Genomic DNA, 24986 nt, shown 5'->3' with positions numbered 1-24986 from the left:
CGTCCACCTTTTATAATTTATTTACATAATAAATTGTTATCACTTTTTCTTAAGTTATGTGATTTTATATACAAATAGACCACATACCCATCTGCTTCAATGGAACCTGAAGCGAATGAAGTTTTATATTTTAAAAGGGCAAAGTTAAACCATGAATTTCCATATTTCACGGATATATCTTTACTGATTAGAATCTTTATCACATGAAGTATGAATTGGGTAGTTTTGTACACCTCTTTGCCCAATATTTCCAAAACTTATTTAATGAGGAGAGCTTTTGTGGTAAATTTTATGATAAAATATGTGATGTTATTGTGATGCTGCTTTGAAAAGAAGTTTTTACTTTAGCTTGTATGAAAGAGTTGACGTTAAATCATCAAAATTTATGAGGGGGCCTACAGGTCCGACAGCAGTTAGTGTTGGAGTGGAGTTTGTAAAAAGACGATGCGCTAAATCAGTTAATCTTTTAGGAGTGATGAGATTGAGGCGTTCAATTGTTTCCGATATTGGAATTGGTCGACCATAAAGGAGTATTTGGCGAGCAATGAGATGTGCTTGACTAGAGGGATTTTCCTGTGACATTGTCAGATTTGCACGATATTGCGTTTGTGCTCGTTGCAGTTCGTTGGCGTGAATATTTTTGCTGACCTTGGAAAGTTCATCAAGAATCACAGGAATAAGTTCTTTGAGCCCTTCTTGTCCGGTAGCTGCGTGAACACCAAAAAGCCCAGTATCTGAAAATCCCCAATGAAAAGCATAAATAGAATAGCATAATCCACGTTTCTCTCTTACCTCTTGAAAAAGACGTGAAGACATACCACCACCAAGAATGATTGAAAGAATTTGAGCCGCATAAAAATCACGCGCGTGATAAGCACGCCCTTCAAACCCTAGAACAACTTGTGTATCCATTAAATCGCGATATTCACGAAAGTCGCCACCGACATAATTTGCAAGATTAGTAAGAGGTGCGGTTGAATGGGAGCGAAAAGTACCAAGACGACTTTCAACTTCTCGCAAGAAACTTTCGTGCTTTACAGCTCCTGCAGCAACGACAATCATACGATCTGCACTATATTGTTTATTGATGAAATCATGGAGATCAGTAGATGTAAATGATTGAATAGTTTTAGCTGTTCCTAAAATAGAGCGTCCAAGGGATTGATGACGAAAGGCTGTTTCTGTAAAGTGATCAAAAACAATATCATCAGGAGTGTCATGGGCAGCACCAATTTCCTGAAAGATTACTTGTTTTTCTCGTTCTAGTTCATTGTCGTCAAATTTTGAATGCATTAAAATATCGGCTAAAATGTCTATAGCAAGTGGGATATCGCTTTTAAGTACACGTGCAAAGTAAGCTGTTGTTTCAATACTGGTTGTAGCATTGATTTCACCGCCAACATCTTCAATATCGGTTGCAATTTGAAAAGCAGTACGGTTTTCGGTTCCTTTAAAAGCCATATGCTCAAGAAGATGAGCAATACCATGCTGTGTGGAGGTTTCATTGCGTGAGCCCACTTTAACCCATATTCCGAGGGCAACACTATCAATTTGTTGCATTGTATGTGTGGCGATAGTCAAACCATTATTTAGGCGACAGATATCTACATCCATGTATTTACAACTCCATTAAATAAGCTAAATACCTCATTGTAAGGGTATCAGAATCTTCTTGATTTAAATTAATGCAGCTAACTTTAATAAGATGCACGCGATTTTAAAGAAATATAATCTTTTACTATTTTTTCATCATTAGCAAGATTTATAAAATGTTCTTCGTGTTTCATTACATCATTGAGATGAGATGGCCATGGAGCATGAAGGCCACAAGCGCTTTTAATAGTATCAGGAAATTTAGCTGGATGAGCCGTGGCAAGAACGATCATTGGAATATGCGGTTTTTTGTTTTCACGCGCTACTTGAAGAGCGACCGCTGTATGTGGATCAACAAGATAGCCACTTTCCTTATAGACACTATCAATTTTTTGAGCTGTTGCAGCCATGTTGCTTTTCCCAGCGGAAAATAGGGAACGAATATTTTTGAGTTGCTTTTCATCAAGAGTAAAGAGACCCGTTTTTTTCAAGTTTTCCATTGCATTGCGAATCCACATTGGATCACGATTGCCACTTTCAAAGAGCAAACGTTCAAAATTAGAAGAGACCTGAATATCCATAGAAGGTGATGTTGTATGGACTATTGGTTTTGTTTCGTAAGTACCACTGGTCAATGTACGTACAAGGATGTCGTTATCATTCGTTGCGATGACCAGTTGAGCAATGGGTAATCCCATACGGGCTGCGACATAACCTGCAAAAATATCACCAAAATTTCCAGTAGGAACAGTAAATGAAACAGCTCTATCAGGTGCTCCTAAGGAAAGAGCTGATGAAAAATAGTAAACAATTTGCGCCATGATACGCGCCCAATTTATAGAATTAACACCTGAAAGCGCTGTTTTTTTACGAAAATTATGATCATTAAACATTGCTTTGACAAGAGCTTGGCAATCATCAAAATTTCCTTCAATGGCAATGGCATGAACATTGGAACATTGATTGGTTGTCATTTGCCGTTGTTGAACAGGTGATACACGTCCTTTAGGAAATAAAATAAAAATATCTGAGTGCTCTTTTCCAGCAAAAGCTTGTATCGCAGCTCCTCCTGTATCACCTGATGTTGCAGCAATAATCGTTGCACATCTATTTTTTTCAGTCAAAACATAATCCATCAGTCGAGAAAGAAACTGCATTGCGACATCTTTAAAAGCTAAAGTAGGACCATGAAAGAGTTCAAGGATAAATTCATCTGCTCCAGTTTGTCGTAACGGACAGATTGCTGGATGGTGAAAGGTTGCATAAGATTCAGCGATCATATTTTCAAAAGCTGTATATTCGATTTCGTTATTCACAAAGGGCCACAGGATAGTTTTAGCAATTGTTGTATAGGACTGACCACGAAGTGCTCGTAACGCATCAAATGATAGCTGAGGAAATTTATCTGGCAAATAAAGTCCCCCATCACTTGCCAACCCTGTCATGATTGTTTCCGTAAAGCTTAAAGCAGGAGCTTCACCTCTCGTGCTGATATATTCCATAAGTCTTATCCTTTTTTTATTTCTGGCAAATTGGTGAAGTTATTTATTTCACGTTTTTCATAATATTTAAATTATTAAATGGATAGAGCTTCTTTTCTTCTTTTTAACTCAATAATGAAAGGAAATAGCCTTAAGCATTTTTATTTTTGAGATATAAACGCCAAATGTTCACAGAAAATCTTTTACAGTCGAAAATTTTCTCTCTATTATTCATTCACTTAAATTTTACAACGTATCTTCACTTGTGCACCTTCTTAAATAATACAATTAAATAGATAGAATGGCATTTACTGAAGAACTTTTGTATAAAACTCAATCATTTATAGTTATTTTATGCTCTTAATACTTTGTAACAATTAAATCTGCTGAACTGAATGTTAAAATGATACATCTCAGAATTCACATTGGAAGATTTATAAGGTAATTTTATGGCATTTCGTGCACAAATCATACTTTGAATAATCTTTTTTAGCTTAACTTATCACTTTGTATAATAATAGATATTATATTTGTGCTATACAGTATGGTAACCTAAAGTTTATCCATAGAAAACATACAACAGCCTGCTAAATGATGGGAAGCAGGCTGTAAAGTGTTTTCATTTTAAATAGAAAAAAATAACTAAGTATCTTTGAATTATTTGCCTTTAATTTTTCCTATTGCCCATCCGATTATCCCGCTAAATATGGCCATAACAGATCCAGTTAAGAATCCAAAACCCAAAGCTCCTACTGTAGAAAAAACTCCTAGCGTAATTGGTTCAAACACTTTCTCAAATTTTCCTTCAAAGGCAGATTCACTTTTTGCTCTATGAGTGAAACTTGGGACATAAAGAGCAGCTATATCGATAGTTTTTTTCTTTCCTTGTTCTATTAGAGAGACAGTTTCCCATTGAGTATCATTTTTCAAATGATTGGCATGAACATTTATAACTTGTGAAAGCAAAAAAGCAACTGCTATAAAAATATTTAATACGTAAGTTTTCAATACTTTAATCATAGTTTACCACCAATACTTTTATTTTAATCTGAATTGAATAGATGCATCGGCAGAATTAGTGCACATTGAGAGAAACAGAAGCATTTAAAGCTTTTTTCACTCTTATTGTGATAATTCATTAGTTTTTATCATCAACAATGGATAAACACAGAATGTGTTAATAGTTTATATTTCATATGAGAAGGTCTTAATCTGATGAAATTTCAATTTTAACGAGATTTAAAATAGGATATTATTTTGCTGATTATCCATCCTAAAAACATACCTACCGTACTTGATACATAACCAAGAGCCATCCCAATACCAAAAGTCCCGAGTGTAAGAGGTTCAACGACTTTTTCAAATTTTCCTTCGATGGTAATTTCATTTTTCATACCACGATTTAGATTTTGTGTATAGAGAAAAACCGTACTGATTGCATCCTTTCTGTTTTGTTCTGTTAAAGAAATAAAACTATTCTCACGATGAATATTGTTTTGCAAGTAGTTGGCATGTACACTTACAGTCTGTGAAATGTAAAAAACAGATATTATAAAAATACTTAACATATAATTTTTAAACAACTTAATCATCATTTACCTCAAATACTTTATACTATTCAATATATATGTGTGTAAAATTATATTTTGGATTTTTTGATGTAATTTACAGCATTTATATTTATAGTAATATAAGCTTCATTATGTAATAAATTTATAATAATTAATAATAAAATAATGAAGCTATATATTCTATATTTCTACAATATATTGAATTACTTGAACATCAATACTATGTCCTTTATCCAACTTATTATCGATCCTATAAAACTTATTGTATATCCAGCGAACAATAGTCCCACTCCTACAGTCATGGGTTCAATAACCTTTTCAACTTTTCCTTCAAAGGTTGTCCCATTTTCTGTTCCATAACTTACAGATGGAACATGGAAAGCAGTCATAGAAACTGCGTCAGATTTCACATTCTTTACTTGTTCCATTAGGGCAACAGAAAACTCCTCTTTTGGAGTCTCTTTTTTTAAATAGTTTGCATTAACATTTATGGTTTGTGAAAGAAAAAAAGCGCTTGTTATAAAAATGCTTAAGATATAATTTTTAAATACTTTTACCATAACTTTACCTAAAATATTTTTAATTTATATATGTAAGAAATATACATATATGTTTATTTACATCATACATATATAGTCCAATATGTATTTTTAATCAACAATAAAAACACATATAAAAATATAAATATAATTTTTTATAAACATTATTGTAAAAAAGTAACAGTAATAATTACAAAAAAATATTTTAAAAGCTTTATCAAATATTTTATTATGTATTATATATAAAACAACACGTTATTATCGTATAATTTTTGTAAAATGAGATTAATATTATTTTATAAATACATTTATCGATAATAAAATGATCAAAATTTTTACATATTAAATATATAAAAATTATTTATTATCGATAATATAATAAAAAACATGAAAATTATGATATGTTTATATAAATATTCTTAACAATTAAAATATGAATGGACACGCTAAAATTTTATTATTTATAGTAGTTATTATAGATAGTCATTATTGTAGAATTTGTGTTATATAGATATTATTTAAGTTATTATTCAATGGTTATTTAATTGCATCGTGATAGCATAATGATACTTCACTATTAATTATATACATTTATGTTATAGATACTAAAAAATGTACAGTTCTCTCATAGTGTAAAGTAGAGCTCGAATTGGATAGAGATAAATGATATTATCTTTTTATCGCCAATGTGAACAGCATATTACTATGATGCAAAGCAGTGTATAGAAGAATCTAATTTAGACATATTTATGAGTGCCGAAAGATCAGTATTAGATAATATTTTTCAACACTTTCTTCTTTCCAAACAGAAAAGCCGCTTTAAGAAAAACACCCTTTCTAATATTTTTAGAAAGGGTGTTTTTCTTAAAGTTGGATTACTTTTAAAAAGATCTGATTTCATTGCTTATTTAAAAAGTCTATTAAGTGCTTTCGGAAAATTTTAAGCAACTATTGGTATCTCTGTAGGTTGTTTAACATGATTATATGTTTCATATTTATGTGTTTTTTTAAAGAAACCGTTCTCAAGGTACTCAAGCCTATTGTGCAATGATAGATATGATGATAAAGCCCCATAATATAAAACTCTTAGGGCATCAGAGTTTTTGGCGTTTATAAAGAAGAAAGATGGCATCGCCATACACTTTGCTCGCTCCTAATGTTGCTACATTTTTGCATTTTGCTTAATTTGAATAATGATTAATTATTGATTATAAATCAATACGTTGTCTGTAAATTACTTGGTATGAAATGTTTTTTATAAAATGCAAATCTTTATAAGAATGTATTCTTTTTGTTTTTTGTAATCTTAGGGAGGTTGTGCCGATTGATGCTGTTAAAATACTGTTTAAGCAGCAAAGTAAATAAGCCTTCAACAAGTTTGCGAGATTTGGATTGAGCAAATATAAGCCCGTGTAATTTAACAAGAATACTTTTGTTTTTTTCAATAAACTCTTGTGTTCCATAGGTTCTGCGAATTTTAATATTTTTTTCCATGATCAATACGCACATCCCTTACAATTTTACCATAGTGTGTTTTTTTTGATCAGATAAAAGAGGTTAGCAATTTTCACATCTTATCGGTAGGGAGTTGTGATATTCCTTTTTTGACAAATCTCATAATTTATCAGGATGAGCTGCTGTGGTTGGGACTGGGATATCGGATTTGAGATAGATAAGCAGGGCTTAATTTTTATGAGTTTGCACCCCTGTTTTTTGCTTTTTTTAAAAGCACGTGCAATGGTTAACAGACTTATGATCTCAATGAGGTGATATATTTTTTCACATTGAGATGCAATTCACCCATGTCGTGAATTACGCATTTATTGAAGTTATTATAAAAGGAGCAGCGAGAAGAGAAGGACATTTGAATAAAAGTGCTTCTTACAAGAGTTTACAAACTGATATATTCAAGAGATTTCTTATAATAGATCTCGCCATACTGCCATTGCTTCTAAGACTTCTCCTAAATGAGCATGTTTTGCAATAACTGTTTCTGCACCAGCTTCTGCAAGTGCATTAGAGTGGCCAAGATAGCTATGTGATCCTCCCGTAAAGCCGATGGCACGCATGCCTGCTGCTTTGGCGGCATGTACACCATGAATTGAATCTTCTATAACGATAGTGTTTTGAGGCTCTACTTGTAATTGTTTTGCGGCAAAAAGGAAAATATCAGGGGCAGGTTTGGTTTTTTTTGTTCCAACTTCAGGTGCAGAAAATATTTTACCTTCAAAAAGTTCATAGAGACCAACAGTGGTGAGCATCTCTTTTATATCGATGCTCTTTGCATTAGAGCAGATACAGTAGGGATAGCGTGTTTGAATAATTTCTACTGCTTCTCTTACATCATCAAGAGCACGTAATTCAGTTTTTATTTGTGTACGAAAAATATCAGTCATTTGATCTATGAGATGAGCAGAAATTGGTTTTTCTGTTTCCTGTTCAACTTGTTTAAGAATATCGCGAAAGATAAGCCCTGCAAAACGTTCGCTCAATTCTTCAGGTGAGATTTCATATCCTGTTTGTTTGAGCAATTGAGATCCAATTTTTGCTGCAAGATATTCAGAGTCGACGAGAACTCCGTCACAATCAAAAATAATAAGATCTATTTGAGGCATAAAATATTCCTTTACATGTTACGAGATGAACAATTTTCATGAAAACGACATTGAGAGAATCTTATTTCATAAAAATATATTTTGAAAATGATTCTTATTCATTTTACGAAATAAAAGATAGGGGAACAGTATATTGAAAAAAGAAAAATTCATTCAGATGGAAGTTTTTTACTTTAAAAAACAAAAAATAATAATCAATTTTTCGGAACTTTAACGATACGTTTACTCTATTTTGTAAATATGGATTGGTAAAGCGGGCCTATAAACTATTTTGGTTGATTATAGGGCAAATTCAGTTCATTTTGTTGGGTTTTTCATGACAGTTATTCAGCTTCAAAAAGATTTCGTTCGTAATCCCTCCCAGACGCCATGGCGCAATAAAATTTTTAAAGGAGATTGTGTTTCCGTTTTAGAAAAACTTCCAAAACATTCCGTTGATATGATTTTTGCGGATCCACCCTATAATTTGCAATTGGATGGTGCTTTATATCGTCCAGATCATTCGCTTGTTGATGCGGTTGATGATGCATGGGACCAGTTTGAGAGTTTTGCTGCTTATGATGCTTTTACCCGTGCGTGGTTGCTTGCTTGTCGTCGTGTGTTAAAACCTAATGGAACCCTTTGGGTTATCGGATCTTACCATAATATTTTTCGAGTTGGTACGGCATTACAAGATTTAGGTTTTTGGATGCTCAATGATATTATTTGGCGCAAAAATAATCCGATGCCTAATTTCCGAGGGCGACGCTTTCAAAATGCTCATGAGACACTTATTTGGGCTGTGCGAGATCAAAAAGATAAAAAGTATACATTTAATTATGATGCTTTAAAAGCGGCAAATGAAGATCTACAAATGCGTTCAGATTGGCTTTTTCCTCTCTGTACTGGAGCTGAACGTTTAAAGGATGATTCAGGGCGTAAATTACATCCAACACAAAAACCGCAAGCGTTATTAGCGCGTATTATTATGGCTTCTAGTAAACCTGGTGATGTTATTCTTGATCCGTTTTTTGGTTCGGGAACAACAGGTGCTGTTGCCAAGCTTTTAGGGCGTGATTTTGTTGGGGTTGAACGCGAGCAAGATTACATTGATGCGGCATGTGAAAGGATTGCGTCGGTTAAACCTTTAGGACAACCAGAGCTGGCGATTTTAGATAGAAAAAAAGCAGAACCGCGCATAGCATTCAACAGTTTGCTTGAGGCAGGTTTACTTTATCCTGGAGAAGTTCTTTATGATCGGAAAAAGCAAGTATCTGCTATTGTAAGAGCTGATGGTACGATTATGCATGGTGGTGAAGCGGGCTCAATTCACGCAATGGGAAGAAAGGCTCAAGATTCGCAGAGTTGTAATGGTTGGACATTTTGGTATTATGAGGAAAATGGACGGTTAAAGTCCATAGATCATTTAAGAATGATCATACGTTCACAAATGTTAAAAACGGGTGTTTTATGAACTAAGCTGATTGCTTCATTCTATTAATCACCAATGTACCTGATCTCGATTGGGATGGATGCAAGCGCGTTTTATGCTTTTCTTAGATATTTTATATTGAAATACTCACCTCGCTTGTAAGCGGCAAGCGAGTATTTTTCGCTTCTTGTAGAAAAAATTAAAACGAGAAATTTCTACTCTATGTTCTGATTTTAGTTCCAAAATAGTAAAATTTCAATATAATCTTATAAAAATGAAATATCAGAATTAAAAGGTTCATTCAGAAGTTCAAAATTAAGTGCTTTTTTGTACGTGCATCTATAAAGTGCGTAAAATATATTGATTTATCAAGATAATTTAGCGCAACTCATATTGAATTGCCCTCGGAATATCGTCAAACTCTTTTATTTCAAACCTGTTTCATATTGAATCAATAAAAATTACTTACTTGCATGTCATAAGCGGGGTTGGCGTGTGAATAAAAATTGTTAAAGAAAGAACTAAAAGTACCTCTTATGAACCGTTTCAAGTGCCAAGGGTGTCGTAGGGGGTGGGTAAATATAACGATGGTGCCGATTTGCTTCTTCATAAGCGAACAAAGGATAGATCCTGAAATTTAAATCTAAGATTTCTATTCCTTCTTAATTCTCATTGATAGAAAAAATGAGACATTCTACGTGTTTAAATTTTTCTTTGTAAAGATTAAGAAATGGTCATTAGGGATACAAAAGTCTCCATTAGCAAACATGTTTACGAATAAACAAGGTTATTTAAATCTGAAAGAATTGGGAAGTGCTACGGAAATGGCTTTTTTCATAACAGTAGGGAGCGCTTCTTTGGCAAGATGTTGAATGTTGCACCACCAACCATTTTCACAATTCATTTCATGAATATCTTCAGTATAGTAGACATCGAGTTTTAGAGAAAAGTGAGTAAAAACATGCGTAATTTGCCCTTTGAATTGCCAATTGGCAGGAAAGGGGGCGTTTTGGAGCCCATTTTTGTTGTTTATATCAATATTGTTAGGAATTTGGGTCATTCCACCAAGGAGTTTTTGCGTCTGTCGTTTTTCCAAATAAATTTGTTTGTTTTTATTAAGAACCACAAAGGCACTACCTGTTTTTGAAGGGCGTTCTTTTTTAGGGGCTTTAACTGGAAAAGACTCCGGTTGTTGCATCTTTGCCGCTTTGCATAAACTTTGAAGAGGGCAGATATAACAAGATGGTTTGCGTGGAGTACAAATGGTTGCTCCCAAATCCATCATTGCTTGAGCAAAGTCGCCAGGACGATTTAAAGCAGTAATTTTTTGTGTTTTTTCTTTAATTTCAGCTTTTGCTTTTGGTAATATTGAAGCGATAGCAAAAAGGCGCGCTATTACACGTTCGACATTACCATCAACCACTGCCACAGGATGGTTAAAAGCAATTGCGGCAATGGCTGCGGCAGTATACTCTCCAATACCGGCTAGAGTTCGCAATTCTTTTACAGATTGTGGAAATTGTCCTGCGTAGTTTTCAACAAGCTGTCTCGCACATTTTTTAAGATTACGTGCGCGTGAATAGTAACCAAGTCCAGCCCATGCTTTCATAATATCATCTTGTGAGGCTATTGCTAAAGAAGGAAGATCAGGCCAAAATTTCAGAAATTTTTTAAAATAGGGCTTAACCGTTTCAACGGTTGTTTGTTGCAGCATGATTTCAGAAAGCCAAACCTGATAAGGATCAGGACGGATACCTTGTCTTTGCTCTTCGGGGGTAATCCGCCATGGGAGGTTTCTATGATTTTGATCGTACCAAGAAAGGAGGTGCGAAGAAATTTCATACATGATTGTTTTCAAGCATAGAGAGATGTAAAATGCAAAAGAAAAAATATTTATTTTGTAATTCTTTTTTTGCTCTTTTATTGTCGAGACCCTGGTGAGGAGTGGATTTTTATTTTGTTGATATTTTATAAATTAGGGAGGCAATTATTTTTAGATAAAACAAATTATTGTAATTGAGTAAACGGTTGAACAATGATCTAAAAATGAGAAAACAACTAAAAAAACGTATCTTTTATTCTCTTTCTGAGACGGTATTCAAAATACTTGATCCCGTTTTGCGCAAACGGACAGGGCTAAATGTAGAGCTTATAGAGCATTGGCCACAAATTGTGGGCCATGATATCAGTGAACATACAATGCCGCTTAAAATTATTTGGAAACGTCGTGCAGATCAAGATGAAGTTTTTCAGCCAGCAACACTTGTTGTCGCATGTGAAGGATTTGCGGCGTTGAAATTAATGCATGAAACAGAGGAATTTCTTCATAAAATTAATGGATTTTTTGGCTATATTGCTATTGATCGCATCAAGATTGAACAAAGGCGTCTGTCGGTTTTTATGAATCATTTGCCTCTAAAGTCGACTTTGAGTGAACAAGACAAAAAATGCGTGGAGAAAATGCTTGAAGGAATTGAAGATAAAAGTTTACGCCAATCACTTTATAAACTTGGCTGTTGCATTTTCTCGGAAAAAAATAATAAATAGCAAGATATTTTATATATATTTTCTTTAATATATGAGAAAGCATTGGATTCCTATTCGTTTAATACCAACAGAAAAGTATTATTTATGGTAAAATTTCGTTCTTTTTTATCTTTCGGGATAATTTTTCTCTTCATAACGATTGTACAAAATAGTGTAACAGTTGCTTTAGCGCGTGATCTCAAACCAGTGGCAACAGTTGATATGGCTGAGCTTCTCCAATCAAGTAAAGTAAAGGATCGCTTTGAGGGAGAGGCGGATGCACCAGTCATCATTGTTGAGTATGCTTCGTTAACATGTGTTCATTGTGCACATTTTTACAACGATATACTTCCTCAAATTCGTAAAAAATATATCAAAACAGGAAAAGTGAAACTGATTTTCCGAGAATATGCTTTTGATCCTCGGGCAACAGCAGGTTTTATGTTAGCACGGTGTGCACCAGAAGATCGCTATTTCCCTTTGATAGAAGTTTTATTTCAAAAACAAAATGAGTGGGTTTGGGGAAAAGATGCTCTGACACCATTGAAAAAAATTAGCTTAATGGCGGGTTTTTCAGATGAAAGTTTTACTGCGTGTTTGAAAAATCAGACCATTTTAGATGAAGTGAATGCATCTTTTGAGCGTGGTAAAGAACTTGGTGTGACAGCAACGCCTACTTTCTTTATCAATGGTAATAAATATGAAGGTGCTATGAAAGTAGAAGACTTTTTTTCGGTGATTGATAGTTTTCTTAAAAACTGAATCTTAATCTTCTAGAAGATAGATGGTGATGTGGTCATTATCTCTTTTAAGAAGGTTAGGTATTATGCATTTATGAAGCGATCTTTTTTATTTCGCCGATTTTGAATCATTTAAGTTAAGCCTAGGTTGAATGGTGTTTTGATGCTGATATGGGAGGATTTGTACAATGAAAAAATGGGTTTATAGTTTTGGAGATGGAAACGCAGAAGGAAGTGCAAGCGAGCGTAATCTTCTCGGAGGTAAAGGGGCTAATTTAGCAGAAATGAGTAGTCTTGGTTTGCCCGTACCGCCAGGATTTACTCTGACAACAGAAGTCTGTAATTTTTATTACGCACATGACAAATCATACCCAGAAGAGCTACAGGAATCTGTTAAGCAAGCATTAAGACGCGTTGGTGAACAAACAGGACGTGAATTTGGTAATGAGCAAAGACCACTTTTGCTTTCTGTTCGTTCAGGGGCTAGGGCTTCTATGCCAGGAATGATGGATACAGTGCTTAACCTTGGCATGAATGATAAGACTGTAAAAGCTATTGCTTTACAAGCTAATAATGAACGGTTTGCTTATGATAGTTATCGGCGTTTTATCCAAATGTATTCTAACGTTGTTTTGGGGGTAGACCATTCTTATTTTGAAGAGATTCTTGATGAGGCAAAAGAACGCAATGGTTACACTATTGATACAGAAATGACAGCAGATGATTGGAAACATGTTATTGCTTCTTATAAAGCATATATTGAAGAAAAATTAGGAATCCCTTTTCCACAAGATCCTGAACAGCAATTATGGGGGGCGATTGGAGCCGTTTTTTCAAGTTGGATGACAGCACGCGCAGTCACTTATCGTCGTTTACATAGCATTCCTGAAAGTTGGGGAACGGCAGTTAATGTGCAAGCTATGGTTTTCGGCAACATGGGTGAAGATTCGGCAACAGGTGTTGCTTTTACACGCAATCCATCGACAGGAAAAAAAGAACTTTACGGTGAATTTTTAGTTAATGCGCAAGGAGAAGATGTTGTGGCGGGTATTCGAACGCCTCAAAATATTACAGAAAATGCGCGTATTGTTGCTGGTTCAAATAAGCCGTCTTTAGAAAAAATTATGCCTGAGGCTTTTTTGAAGTTATGTCAGATCGCGCAGAAGCTTGAGCAGCATTATCGGGATATGCAAGATCTCGAATTTACCATTGAAAAAGGTAAATTATGGATGCTGCAGACTCGTTCGGGAAAACGTACGGCTCGTGCAGCTCTCAAGATGGCAATTGAAATGGTTGAGGAGGGGTTAATAAGCCGTGAAGAAGCGGTAATGCGTATTGATGCAAAGTCACTTGACCAACTTTTACATCCAACACTTGATCCCAAAGCAGAGCGTTTTGTTATAGGACGTGGTTTACCTGCTTCTCCTGGAGCAGCAACCGGTGAAATTGTTTTTACTTCGGAAGAGGCAGAAACTGTGTCAGCAGAAGGGCGAAAAGTTATTTTGGTCCGTGTGGAAACAAGCCCAGAAGATATTCATGGTATGCATGCTGCAGAAGGAATTTTAACAACGCGTGGCGGCATGACAAGTCACGCTGCTGTTGTTGCGCGTGGAATGGGAAAACCATGTATTTCTGGTGCTGGTAGTGTGCGGATTGATTATAATACAAATACGCTATTTGCTTCAGGAGAAAGCTTTAAAAAAGGCGATGTTATCACGATTGATGGTGGAAGTGGGGAAATTTTCAAAGGAAAAGTTGCAATGTTGCAGCCTAAGCTTTGCGGAGACTTTGCAAAATTAATGGAATGGGCTGATGGGATGCGACGTATAAGAGTTCGCGCCAATGCTGAGACACCATCTGATGCCCGTATGGGGCGTTCTTTTGGGGCTGAAGGTATTGGTCTTTGCCGTACGGAGCATATGTTTTTTTCTGGAGAACGTATTGTTGCCATGCGTGAAATGATTTTAAGTCATGATGAACGTGGTCGTCGTAAAGCACTAGATAAGCTTTTGCCAATGCAGCGTTCAGATTTTAGTGAATTATTTGAAATTATGTGTGGTTTACCTGTTACCATTCGTTTGTTAGATCCGCCACTCCATGAGTTTTTGCCTAAAACGAAAGCAGAAATTCTTGATGTTGCAACAGCTATGGAGGTTTCTGCTGAAGTACTTGCTGAACGTGCTCAGCAGTTACACGAATTTAATCCTATGCTTGGATTACGAGGATGCCGTTTAGCTATTACTTATCCTGAAATTGCAGAAATGCAAGCGCGGGCGATTTTTGAAGCAGCAGCAGAATCTGCCCAAAAATCTGGATCTCCTGTTATGCTTGAAATTATGGTGCCATTGGTTGCTCTTAAATCTGAACTCGATTTTGTAAAAGCGCGTATTGATCAGGTTGCTAAGGAAGTGATGAAAGAAAAGGGAGGTACTATTCAATATATAGTTGGGACGATGATTGAACTTCCAAGGGCAGCGCTTCGAGCAGATGAAATTGCTGAAACTGCTGAATTTTTTTCATTTGGAACAAACGATTTGACACAAACTACTTTTGGGATTTCCCGTGATGATGCTGCTCCTTTTTTGGCAACCTATTTTCAAAAAGGTCTTTTAGAGCAAGATCCTTTCGTATCTATTGACCGTGATGGAGTAGGGGAACTTATTACCATTGCTGCACAGCGTGGACGCTCAAAGCGTGCAAAAATAAAATTGGGAATTTGCGGTGAACATGGAGGCGATCCTGCCTCTATTGCTTTATGTGAAGAAAATAACCTAGATTATGTTTCGTGTTCTCCTTTTCGAGTACCAATTGCTCGTTTAGCAGCAGCTCAGGCCGCAATAGCAAAAAGGATGTAATGGGTTAATATTTTTTGTTGTATAGTTATTACAGAAATAAATTTTTATATATTTTTTATTTTCTTTAATAAAGGGAATAAAAATGCTTCTAAAATGCACGATAAGTTATGTTACGCGAGAAAGTGTTTTTTTAGAGGTTTATGAGAGAAAATATAAAGCAGGATAGACAAAAGATGTATTATTAATCACTTTCTATTGGCGAACCTCTTGATAGAGAGAAACGTGTTATTGTGCAGTCAATTTATGCATTTGCTTTTTTATAGGGGAATGAGCTCCTCACGCAAGATAGAATGCTGCAAACAAATGCATTTTTTTGCATATCATGCTGTTTGATATAGACATTTCTCAGTAGATGCCCCATTTCACATTGACATTCGTGGAATGGGGATTATGTAAAACTCTCCGTAAGTTTATGAAAATCTTCCCAAAATTTATAAACTCCATTATGCACTACCGTCTTTACACTTATGAAGGAATATCAAAGTTACACAATCTGTTGATTTATAATGATAATTTTTTATTTCTTATATTGAATGAAAGCTGTAAATATCATAAAACCCTCTCATTTCGACTTTTTTTATAATGAATCAATCAAAACCATGTTTTTTGTGTGTTATAGGCGGGATGAGTGTCTGTGGATAAAAAAATAAAGTAAGGATATGCCTTTTATGAATCATCTCAAATGTCAAGAGCTGTCACAAATTGAAGGTAGGTAAATGTGTAATGGTGCCGGCTTGCTTCTTGACAAAAAGCGTAAAGATGATGCGCGGCGCTGGGGCTGCTATTATTATTCACGGGCGTTGTTGCGAAGTGGTCTTGGGTGCTTTAGAGATGTTTTTTAAGAAAGCCCGTGAATGGCAATCCAAGTATATTCCGTTTGGGACATTTTATTTTAGGTGAGGGGGAGTGAGGCCAAAAAGACATGTGATAAATAAAAGCATGAGGCAATAGGTAATCTCCATTAAAGATATTACTTTAGATGTTATTGAAAGGTGTAAAGCTGAATTAAAAGGAAATGGCAAAGATGAAAACTGGTTTTTACCTTAAATTTTCATATTCTTTCCAAATTAGGCTGTTTTCCTGTTTTAAGGAGATTATACAAACAGAGATGCGCAATATTCTTGCCTCCATTTGGCATACAAAAGCTATGACAGCTGAGAGAAGTACTAAACTGTCTTAATATTTGTTTCAAACATACTGCTGCGTTAGGTTTGGATGTTGATTTATAGGCAATACTAAACGCACACGCTCTCTTAGGAAAACAATGTCATAAAACACATAATTTTCCAGCAATAGATTGGAGAGAAGTGCTGGTTTTTTATCAGACACTTTGCGAAACAACAATCATAACACAACTAGCCTTACGTCTACTTATCTTTACAGATGTTTGCACAAATTCTTTACATCATATTTATAAAGATCAAATTGACGATAATATATGGACAATTCGTGGCTCGATGATATGAAAGGTTTACGTGATACTACAAAAATTTCGTGTTCTTTTATCATCAGAGGCAATAAAAATGGTAGAACGAGCACGTTTGCTATTTTGCAATATTTCTTTTTTCTGCAATCGGTTGTGTTTTTTTTGCAGCAAATTGTACGGCTCAATATGTAATGTGTAAGAAAACCATTCTGATTGATTGAATATAAGAGGGCTTGAGATGAAGGAATGTTTGAGGGGAATATTAAATAAACGAAAGATGAATTATCATTATAAATTAAGAGATTACTTCAATTTAATAAACCAACTTCACGCATTTTCATTAAAATTGTGTGATTAATTTTACCTGTTACAGGAAGATCAAATATTTTTTGAAACTGTTTTAAGGCTTCTATCGTCTTTTGATCTTCTATTCCTGTGACAATAACCTCCTCATTCCCAAAAATATGTAAAGCTTTTTGCACTTGTATAATATCTTCAACAGAAGGCTCTAAAATAGCTTCTTTTAAGTGTGTCATATTTTTTGTATTGTTTGTTTCTATTTCGCTTTGCTTAATTAATATCGCGATTTCATCTGTTGCGGGATTAGATAGAACATTCTTTTGCATTCTCTGAGCAGTTTGCTGTTTCCATAAAGTGATGGCTCGGCGTGTTTTAGGTCCTTCCAGTCCATCTAATGGTCCATCATAAAGGCCTAATTTTGTTAGTTCTTTTTGCTTTTCCAGCATGCTTGCTGATTGAGAGGGTAAAGGTGAATTTGTGTGGTTCTGACTTTGAGAATGTACAGAAGTTACACGGGAGAGTTCTTGTGATTTTTCTTCTTTTTCCGATAAAATAGAGCTCTTACCTATACTTTGAACAGAGGAAAATTTCATTTGAGTTAAAATATTTTGATGCGTTGTCATTTGCAAAAATAAAGCATTAAATGAAATAAATAAAAAACTAATGCTAAAAAGAAGAGATCCAACAAAAAATAAAGTATTTTTTCTTGTATAGAAATAAAGAGTTTTTACACTCCAAAAAATAAAATGAAAAATTATAAGAAGAAGCGTTATAACAATACTACTATAGTATTTACGGTGTTTTACATTTTTTTTTCGGTATGTCTTTCGTTTTGTTGCCATTACTTTTATTTTCAGTTGCGTTTATTTTTTACAAAGAAACAAATATAAATTAGGAAACGAATATGAATCAGTTCTTATTTTCAGACAGCGAAAAGTGCATTGACATTATTGATTTTCCTTTCAAACTCCTAGAACGAGCGGCTTCATTATATCAATTTATAAGTTGATAAATCAACAAGAGTTCTTATCAACTTTTATTCATTTCATTTTATTTTATATAAATCTTTAATGTGTATAAAGAGAGCACCAAATGATTAGCATTCAAGATCATTTTGGTGTTTGCAAACTGCATTATCACATATAATTATCTAAACAATAATGCCACGTTATTCTTCATTTTGGGGCATATGTTTGGCTATTATTTAAACTAAAATTGAAAATATTTGCCTATAACACTAAAAAGATGACAATCATTATCTATTCTTTATAATTTACATATAGATGGTTACTTATCCATAAACGGTTTGGTAAGAATAATTATCTATCAATATTATTATATTTTTGTATAAATTCCTTCTATTAAATAATTTTCATAAGTATCAATTAAATTGATGTTTACAATGTTATAGAAAAAAACTGGTTTGAGATGTAATCATAAGAGATGCAGTTATTTTTTTGATGTTTTTATCGACATGTTGACTATTTTTATAACATTCCAGTAAAAATTTTATAGATAATATAAATATTTTATCGACACTAGAATCAGAATAACAGAGTTTACTCTTGTTAGCCTTTTCAACTAAGCTAAGATGGTGGATTATTATTTAAAATAATTATGTACACAACATGATTATCTCTCTCATTTTTTATCATAGTATGTTTATTAACATGACCAGCTTGTAAGTGTATAATTTTGATGTTAATTTTTTACTGAATAGACAATGTATCCCATTTTATACAGCGGAATTGTGCCATATTTATAAAAAAGCCAATGATATAGATCCAATACATGAATACTCAATTTTATAAAAAGTACATTTTATAAATTGTTTATAAAGCAACGGTGGATAAAATGCTTCTTTTATTGTATTTACCACTGCGGTACATTGATTATCCATGATACGTTTTTTAATCAAATTATCATTTTTTTTATTTTTTATTTTTGTCATTGTTTCATTTTTTGTAGCAGATCCAAGCAGTAATCATTCTTCTATCCCCCAAAATAATGAGACAACAACGAGCGATGTGATTGTTGCTTTTAAGGAAGCCTTAAATGACTTAGGCGCATTTTGTGACCGTAATATAAAAACCTGCAAAGTAGGAAAATCCTTTTTAAGTTCACTTGGCGAGCGCGCATATTACGGTGCAAGAGCTGCTTATGAATATTTAGGGAACATATTAGGAAACAAAAATAATATCAGAGACTTTCCCTAATGTTTCTTACAAAATCGAAATACAAGAGTTTTTACAAAACCATGCAATGTTATCTTGAAATAAGGATTTTTAACGTTCTTCGTGTTATTTATGTTAGGAAGAATAAATATTTATTTTTTATAAGTGTATTCAAGAATGATTATTCAAACGAAACAGGACTAAAATAATGGCGGACACAATCGGTAATATTATAGATAACTTTTCGCTTTTGGATAATTGGGAAGATCGTTATCGTTATGTCATCGAGCTTGGCTATGAATTGCCACCTTTTCCGGAAAGCGCTCGAAACGATGCTCACAAAGTTCCTGGTTGTGTTAGCCAAGTGTGGCTTTTATCTTCACGTAATAACTCAGAAGATCCAATATTGACGTTTCAAGGTGATTCCGATGCTCATATTGTGCGTGGACTCATTTATATACTTCTTGCTTTTTATTCAGGCAAAAAAGCTTCTGAAATTCGCAATTCTGATGCTCAAGAGCTCTTTGAAAAACTTGGTTTAAATGAAAATCTTACACCACAACGATCAAATGGTCTGAAATCAATGATTAAACGGATTCGTAACGAAAGCTATATGTAATACCTTTGGTAGAAATTGCTATATATACAAAAGCTTCACACAAAACATGTATACTAAAATAAACTTTATACATGAAACCATTTTTTCGCAAAATAAGATTATTTAGTTTTTTTCCGTTTGCTTTTGCGTCCAAGCCCCATTTCTTTGGCCAAAGCCGATCGTGTTTTTGCATAATTAGGCGCTACCATAGGATAAGAACTATCTAACTGCCATTTTTCACGATATTCCTCTGGCAACATTCCATAATGTGTCATGAGATGACGCTTTAGAGATTTAAACTTCTTTCCATCTTCAAGGCAAATGAGATAATCAGGAAATACTGAACGCTTCGGATTAACGGCAGGCCTTTGTTTTTCAACTTCGACTTCTGTTAACTCTAGATTCCCTGCTTTACGAAAAGCAGCATGGACATCAGCAATTAAACTTGGCACTTCAGTCGGTCGAATAGAATTATTACTCACGTAGGCAGCAACAATATCAGCAACCAATGTAATAACTAAATTGCTTTCAGTCTCTAAGACTGCACGATGTTCCATTCTTGTTTCCTTTAATTTAAAATTGAGTAATTCAAAATCGAGATATAGTGCATATACTCATGATATAAAGATCTCATGCACATGAGTTTCATATTGTACAAAAATCTTTTTTGTCAATTCAATTATTCTATAAAATTGCCAAAACACAAAAAAATCAAATAAATACCCATTTTTTGTCATAATATACAATAAGAAAAACGAAATTATTACATGATAAAATATATTTTTACCCTATAACATATCATACATAATATATAATACATCACAAATATAAAAAAATATATGATAAAATTTATTTATTTTTTTTGAGAACGTAAAAATAAAATTACTAATTATAAAAATATAATATATAAATTATTATATTTTGTTTTGAATACTTATAGTTTAGTAAGTTTATGTTTAATAAGTTTTAAATTTATTTTTATTATTTATATTTATAAAATTTAATAATAAAAAAATACTATATTATAAATATGACATAATAGTATTGTTTATAATATAAAACTATTCGTTAAAAGGAGATGGAACATTTTTATTTTTTATACAGTAATAATAATATTTTAGATATATTTATTCCTTTCTGTAAAATTATGCGATTATACTGTTTCAAAAAAAATCAATTCTTTTTCTAATAGTTTAATTGTTTTACCCGTCACTTTCATTATAAAAGTGGTATTATATCCCTAGAAAACAATAGCTGTGATATGTAATGAACAGAAAGGTATTAGTTTTAAAAATTATCATGGTGCTATTTTTGCAAGTGAATAGAACTTATAGATTTTTACACTTTCATCAATCATTGTGATTCTAACATATAAACGAAGCTATTAACATATTTTAATATAGGATTGTGTATGACTCGCACTTTTGCAATTCCTCCCAAAGCATCTAGAATCACTCATAAGGAAATATATCATGGTATTTTTCGTGATGATCCCTATCATTGGCTACGTGCGTCTAACTGGCAAGATGTTTTTAAAGATCCTAACTGTCTTGACCCCAATATTCGACAGCATCTTGAAAAAGAAAATGCTTATCAATCAGCTCAAATGGCTGATACAAAACCATTACGAGATTTGCTTTTTACAGAAATGAAAAACAGGATCCAAGAGAATGATAGTTCTGTTCCTATAAAACATGGTCCTTTTGCTTACGGATTCTCTTATGTTACCGGAGGCCAACAGCCACATTATTTTCGGACACCAAGGAATGGCGGAGAAAAAAACGTGTACCTTAATGGTGATGTCTTGGCAGAAGGCAAAGAATATTTTAAATTTGGTTCAGTTCAAGAATCTCCTGACCATACACATGTGGTATGGACCTATGATGACAAAGGATCAGAATTCTATACAGCTAAAATTCGTAATTTTGAGACATTGTCTGACTGTACGGACACAATTACTGATACATCTGGTCAAATTGTATGGGATGCTAGGTCTGAAGGTTTTTTCTATACTAAGATGGATAAAAACCACCGACCTTCAGAGCTCTATTATCACCAATTAAACACAGATCAATCACAAGATAAGCTTATTTTTCGTGAAGACAATCCAGGTTTTTTCTTAGATGTAAGCGGTTCTAAGCTTAATGATGTTATTTATATTAATATTCATGATCATGAAACATCCGAGATCTGGCTAATTCCTGCTGAGGCGCCTTTTACTGTTCCCCAATGTGTACGGAAACGACAACAAGGTATTGAATATTCACTTACAGAGGGTGGTGATGTCTTTTATATTCTAACCAATTTAGATAATGCAAAAGATTTCAAAATTATGGTAGCGCCATATACATCTCCACAATCAGAAAATTGGTCTGAGTTTGTCCCACATCAGCTTGGGTGCCTAATATTATCCCATGATGCTTATCAAGATTTTCTTGTCTGGATCGAACGTTTTGAGGGGCTTCCACGTATAAAAGTAATGGAACGTACCACTAAACAAGTTAATTCCATCGCTTTTACTGAAGAGGCTTATTCTTTAGGTCTGCAAGGAGTTGCAGAATATAACAGTCCAACTATTCGTTTTTCCTATTCGTCTATGACAACACCTGATCAAGTGTTTGATTATGAGATGAAAAGTTGTAAACGAATGCTTTTAAAAACGCAAATAATTCCCTCTGGGCATAATAAAGATGCATATGTAACACGACGGATTATAGCAATAGCAGACGATGGTGAGAAGATTCCTATTTCACTTTTTTACCACAAAAACACTCCCCTTGATGGTGGTGCGCCTTGTCTGCTTTACGGTTATGGTGCTTATGGGATTTCTATTCCTGCCAGTTTCAATAGTAATGTACTTTCTCTAGTAAACAGAGGTTTTATTTACGCTATTGCTCATATTCGCGGAGGAAAAGAAAAGGGAGTAGAGTGGTATGAGAAAGGAAAACATCTCTTTAAGCACAATACATTTACAGATTTTATTGCTTGTGGGCGTTACCTTGTAAACAATAAATTCACTTCTCACGACCGGCTGATTGCCCATGGTGGTTCAGCAGGGGGGATGTTGATGGGAGCCATTGCCAATATAGCTCCCCAGGATTTTGCTGGGATCGTAGCGAATGTGCCTTTTGTTGATGTCTTAGCGACAATGTTAGATGCTTCATTGCCACTCACACCTCCAGAATGGGGCGAATGGGGGAACCCTCTTGAATCAGAAGAAGATTATAAGCTTATTGCTTCCTATTCCCCTTACGATAATGTCAAAGCTCAAAACTATCCCCCTATACTTGTGATGGCAGGATTAACAGATCCTCGTGTAACTTACTGGGAGCCTGCAAAATGGGTGGCAAAATTACGAGACCTAAAAACAGACGATAATGCAGTTTTATTACGTATTAATATGGATTCAGGGCACGCTGGTGCAGCTGGACGTTTTTCAAAGCTAGAAGAAGTTGCCTATATCTATGCATATATTCTAAAGATAGCAGGAAAAGACTTTTGCTAATCCATAATACTTCTGTATGAAAGTCTCCGATAATTTATTGGATTATAGAGACTTTCATACACTAAAAAGTTATCTAGATAGTTTAAAATTCACATTCTTCATAAAGTTCTAAAACATAGTCCCAATTAATTAAATGGTCTACAAAGGATTCGAGGTACTTCGGTCGAGCATTGCGATAATCAATGTAATAGGAATGTTCCCACACATCGACACCCAAAATAGGGCGAGCATTGTGCACTAAGGGATTTTCACCATTAGGGGTTTTCATAATTTCAAGCTTGCCATCTTTAACAGCAACCCACGTCCATCCAGAACCAAATTGGGCACTAGCAGCAGCAATAAAATCAGCGCGGAATTTGTCATAACCACCTAGATCAGCGTCAATAGCTTTTGCTAACTTTTCAGGAAGTTTTTGGCCACCACCATTTTTTTTCATCCAAAGCCAAAAGTGGTTATGATTGTAATACTGCGCTGCATTATTAAACAAACCAATATTTTTTCCAAAACTTTTTTTAACAATATCTTCAAGGCTTTCATTTTCTAAGCCTAACTCTTTCACAAAATTATTGGTGTTGGTAAGATAAGCAAGGTGATGCTTATCATGATGATATTCAAGCGTTTCGCGTGACATATAAGGCGAAAGGGCATCGTAATCATAAGGCAACGGGGGCAATTCAAAAGCCATTTAAAAATCTCCTCGATTCTAATTGTTAAGCTTATTTCATAAGCCTAATTTGCCATTTACCGAATTTAAAAGCAAATGTTGAATACCTAGTTTGTATGAAATAGTTTTAATGTCTCTCTTTTTGTAAAAGAAGCTTTTAGGAAATGTATATTCATCAATCAAAAAGGGTATTGGTCTACATAAAGATTGCTTCTGAAGATTTTTTACATCTATGAGCGGGTAATGAATATCATTATCTTTTGAATAAAAAGTAAATGGAAATAGCTATTATTCCTTGTTTTTGTATATCTATTTTTTCAAATACCATATAAAATGTTTTTAATTTTTGCAAAACTCTTCCAGTTTATTGGTGTATCATAATGTTTTCAACAGAATATTAAGTGTTATTTTTTAGGAAATATTTTTCAATGTGCTTGATTTTATTTTATGGTGCTACCCATGAATAATATAATGTAAAAATTAGTGGACATTACCATCTTTATGCTTAATGCAAGAGCACAGCAACACTATCATACACTTACCGGTTGCCAATGTGGTGACAGCTTTTTTCTTAAATTGAGCAAGATGAGATTTTAATATATCAAGAAAAGTAAATCATATGCAAATTTATTAGATACATGAGTAAACTGAAAGATTTTCATGTTCTGTTCCTAAGACCTCAATACAAAGAGCAAAATAATTGGTGGATAAATGGTTGCTACTTATGTTAAAATCACAATTGTATATCAGTTTCTGCTACGAATTTGTATCGATGGCAATGCCATACAAGACTCAGAAATTTTATGATAAAAAAGTAAGGTCTTTGATTTTCAGATATTGCGTCCAATCACAGGAATCGCTATAAGGTGCAGGAGTCGCTATAAAGCGTGTTTTTTTGGGGTATAGCCAAGCGGTAAGGCACCGGTTTTTGGTACCGGCATTCCCTGGTTCGAATCCAGGTACCCCAGCCAGCCTTTAGTGAAATGAA

18 protein-coding genes, 1 tRNA gene and 1 pseudogene are annotated in these 24986 nt (G+C 34.1%); 9 read left to right on the top strand and 11 right to left on the bottom strand.

Features of this window, described 5'->3' with window-relative positions; translation table 11 throughout:
* Positions 1-339 precede the first annotated feature (339 nt).
* The 7 genes from ACFIML_RS03870 to ACFIML_RS03840 form a co-directional block, all read right to left on the bottom strand.
* Positions 340-1614, bottom strand: coding sequence for a M16 family metallopeptidase (locus ACFIML_RS03870; RefSeq protein ID WP_375606400.1), 1275 nt, complete (start codon positions 1612-1614; stop codon positions 340-342).
* Between the two features lie 83 nt (positions 1615-1697).
* Entirely contained in the window at positions 1698-3095 is a 1398-nt protein-coding gene (gene thrC / locus ACFIML_RS03865) for a threonine synthase (protein WP_375606399.1), read from the bottom strand.
* Positions 3096-3731: 636 nt separating this feature from the next.
* The gene (locus ACFIML_RS03860) at positions 3732-4094 is read right to left on the bottom strand and encodes a hypothetical protein (RefSeq protein ID WP_375606398.1); all 363 of its coding nucleotides are present in this window, start codon (positions 4092-4094) and stop codon (positions 3732-3734) included.
* Between the two features lie 209 nt (positions 4095-4303).
* Positions 4304-4669: a hypothetical protein gene (locus ACFIML_RS03855; RefSeq protein WP_375687404.1), complete on the bottom strand. Its 366-nt coding sequence runs from the start codon at positions 4667-4669 to the stop codon at positions 4304-4306.
* Between the two features lie 179 nt (positions 4670-4848).
* Positions 4849-5205, bottom strand: coding sequence for a hypothetical protein (locus ACFIML_RS03850; protein ID WP_375687402.1), 357 nt, complete (start codon positions 5203-5205; stop codon positions 4849-4851).
* 1251 nt (positions 5206-6456) lie between these two features.
* Positions 6457-6678 carry a hypothetical protein gene (locus ACFIML_RS03845; RefSeq protein WP_375606395.1) on the bottom strand — a complete coding sequence of 74 codons (222 nt, stop codon included), beginning with the start codon at positions 6676-6678 and terminating at the stop codon, positions 6457-6459.
* 425 nt (positions 6679-7103) lie between these two features.
* Positions 7104-7799, bottom strand: a complete 696-nt coding sequence (locus tag ACFIML_RS03840) for an HAD family hydrolase (protein ID WP_375606394.1) — start codon at positions 7797-7799, stop codon at positions 7104-7106.
* 316 nt (positions 7800-8115) lie between these two features.
* On the opposite strand from ACFIML_RS03840, the gene ACFIML_RS03835 reads away from it, so the two are divergent.
* Positions 8116-9252: a site-specific DNA-methyltransferase gene (locus tag ACFIML_RS03835; protein ID WP_375609097.1), complete on the top strand. Its 1137-nt coding sequence runs from the start codon at positions 8116-8118 to the stop codon at positions 9250-9252.
* A 745-nt stretch (positions 9253-9997) separates the two neighbouring features.
* Here the strand turns inward: ACFIML_RS03835 and mutY are convergent.
* On the bottom strand, positions 9998-11056 hold the full coding sequence (gene mutY / locus ACFIML_RS03830; RefSeq protein WP_375607797.1) for an A/G-specific adenine glycosylase: 1059 nt from the start codon (positions 11054-11056) through the stop codon (positions 9998-10000).
* 200 nt (positions 11057-11256) lie between these two features.
* Here mutY and ACFIML_RS03825 point away from each other — a divergent pair, with 200 nt between their 5' ends.
* The 4 genes from ACFIML_RS03825 to ACFIML_RS03810 all read left to right on the top strand — a co-directional run bounded on the left by ACFIML_RS03825 (position 11257) and on the right by ACFIML_RS03810 (position 16173).
* A complete protein-coding gene (locus tag ACFIML_RS03825) occupies positions 11257-11757 on the top strand; it encodes a DUF721 domain-containing protein (RefSeq protein ID WP_375606391.1) in 501 nt (166 codons plus the stop codon).
* A gap of 84 nt (positions 11758-11841) precedes the next feature.
* A complete protein-coding gene (locus ACFIML_RS03820; RefSeq protein WP_375606390.1) occupies positions 11842-12498 on the top strand; it encodes a DsbA family protein in 657 nt (218 codons plus the stop codon).
* 166 nt (positions 12499-12664) lie between these two features.
* Positions 12665-15331, top strand: a complete 2667-nt coding sequence (ppdK, locus tag ACFIML_RS03815) for a pyruvate, phosphate dikinase (protein WP_375687399.1) — start codon at positions 12665-12667, stop codon at positions 15329-15331.
* 716 nt (positions 15332-16047) lie between these two features.
* Complete coding sequence (locus ACFIML_RS03810; RefSeq protein ID WP_375614987.1) at positions 16048-16173, top strand: hypothetical protein; 126 nt, start codon at positions 16048-16050, stop codon at positions 16171-16173.
* Between the two features lie 892 nt (positions 16174-17065).
* On the opposite strand, the gene ACFIML_RS03805 is transcribed toward ACFIML_RS03810, so the two are convergent.
* Entirely contained in the window at positions 17066-17899 is an 834-nt protein-coding gene (locus ACFIML_RS03805; RefSeq protein WP_375606388.1) for a peptidoglycan-binding domain-containing protein, read from the bottom strand.
* 1056 nt (positions 17900-18955) lie between these two features.
* Here ACFIML_RS03805 and ACFIML_RS03800 point away from each other — a divergent pair.
* Together ACFIML_RS03800 and ACFIML_RS03795 are read left to right on the top strand one after the other, a co-directional pair.
* Positions 18956-19331: pseudogene (locus tag ACFIML_RS03800) on the top strand (DUF5330 domain-containing protein).
* A 108-nt stretch (positions 19332-19439) separates the two neighbouring features.
* Positions 19440-19850 carry a SufE family protein gene (locus tag ACFIML_RS03795; RefSeq protein WP_375606387.1) on the top strand — a complete coding sequence of 137 codons (411 nt, stop codon included), beginning with the start codon at positions 19440-19442 and terminating at the stop codon, positions 19848-19850.
* 98 nt (positions 19851-19948) lie between these two features.
* On the opposite strand, the gene ACFIML_RS03790 is transcribed toward ACFIML_RS03795, so the two are convergent.
* Positions 19949-20386 carry a MucR family transcriptional regulator gene (locus ACFIML_RS03790; RefSeq protein WP_012754848.1) on the bottom strand — a complete coding sequence of 146 codons (438 nt, stop codon included), beginning with the start codon at positions 20384-20386 and terminating at the stop codon, positions 19949-19951.
* A gap of 854 nt (positions 20387-21240) precedes the next feature.
* Here ACFIML_RS03790 and ACFIML_RS03785 point away from each other — a divergent pair.
* Positions 21241-23334 carry a S9 family peptidase gene (locus ACFIML_RS03785; protein WP_375609100.1) on the top strand — a complete coding sequence of 698 codons (2094 nt, stop codon included), beginning with the start codon at positions 21241-21243 and terminating at the stop codon, positions 23332-23334.
* An 82-nt stretch (positions 23335-23416) separates the two neighbouring features.
* On the opposite strand, the gene ACFIML_RS03780 is transcribed toward ACFIML_RS03785, so the two are convergent.
* Positions 23417-24019 carry a superoxide dismutase gene (locus tag ACFIML_RS03780; protein WP_375606385.1) on the bottom strand — a complete coding sequence of 201 codons (603 nt, stop codon included), beginning with the start codon at positions 24017-24019 and terminating at the stop codon, positions 23417-23419.
* Between the two features lie 875 nt (positions 24020-24894).
* On the opposite strand from ACFIML_RS03780, the gene ACFIML_RS03775 reads away from it, so the two are divergent.
* Positions 24895-24969, top strand: a tRNA-Gln gene (locus tag ACFIML_RS03775).
* The last annotated feature ends 17 nt before the right edge of the window (positions 24970-24986 follow it).

This window comes from Bartonella sp. AC62GZZY, from assembly GCF_042196525.1.
Taxonomy (GTDB): Bacteria; Pseudomonadota; Alphaproteobacteria; order Rhizobiales; family Rhizobiaceae; genus Bartonella.
Note: the sequence above shows the minus strand (reverse complement) of the source record. Positions and strands in the feature narration are given on the sequence as shown.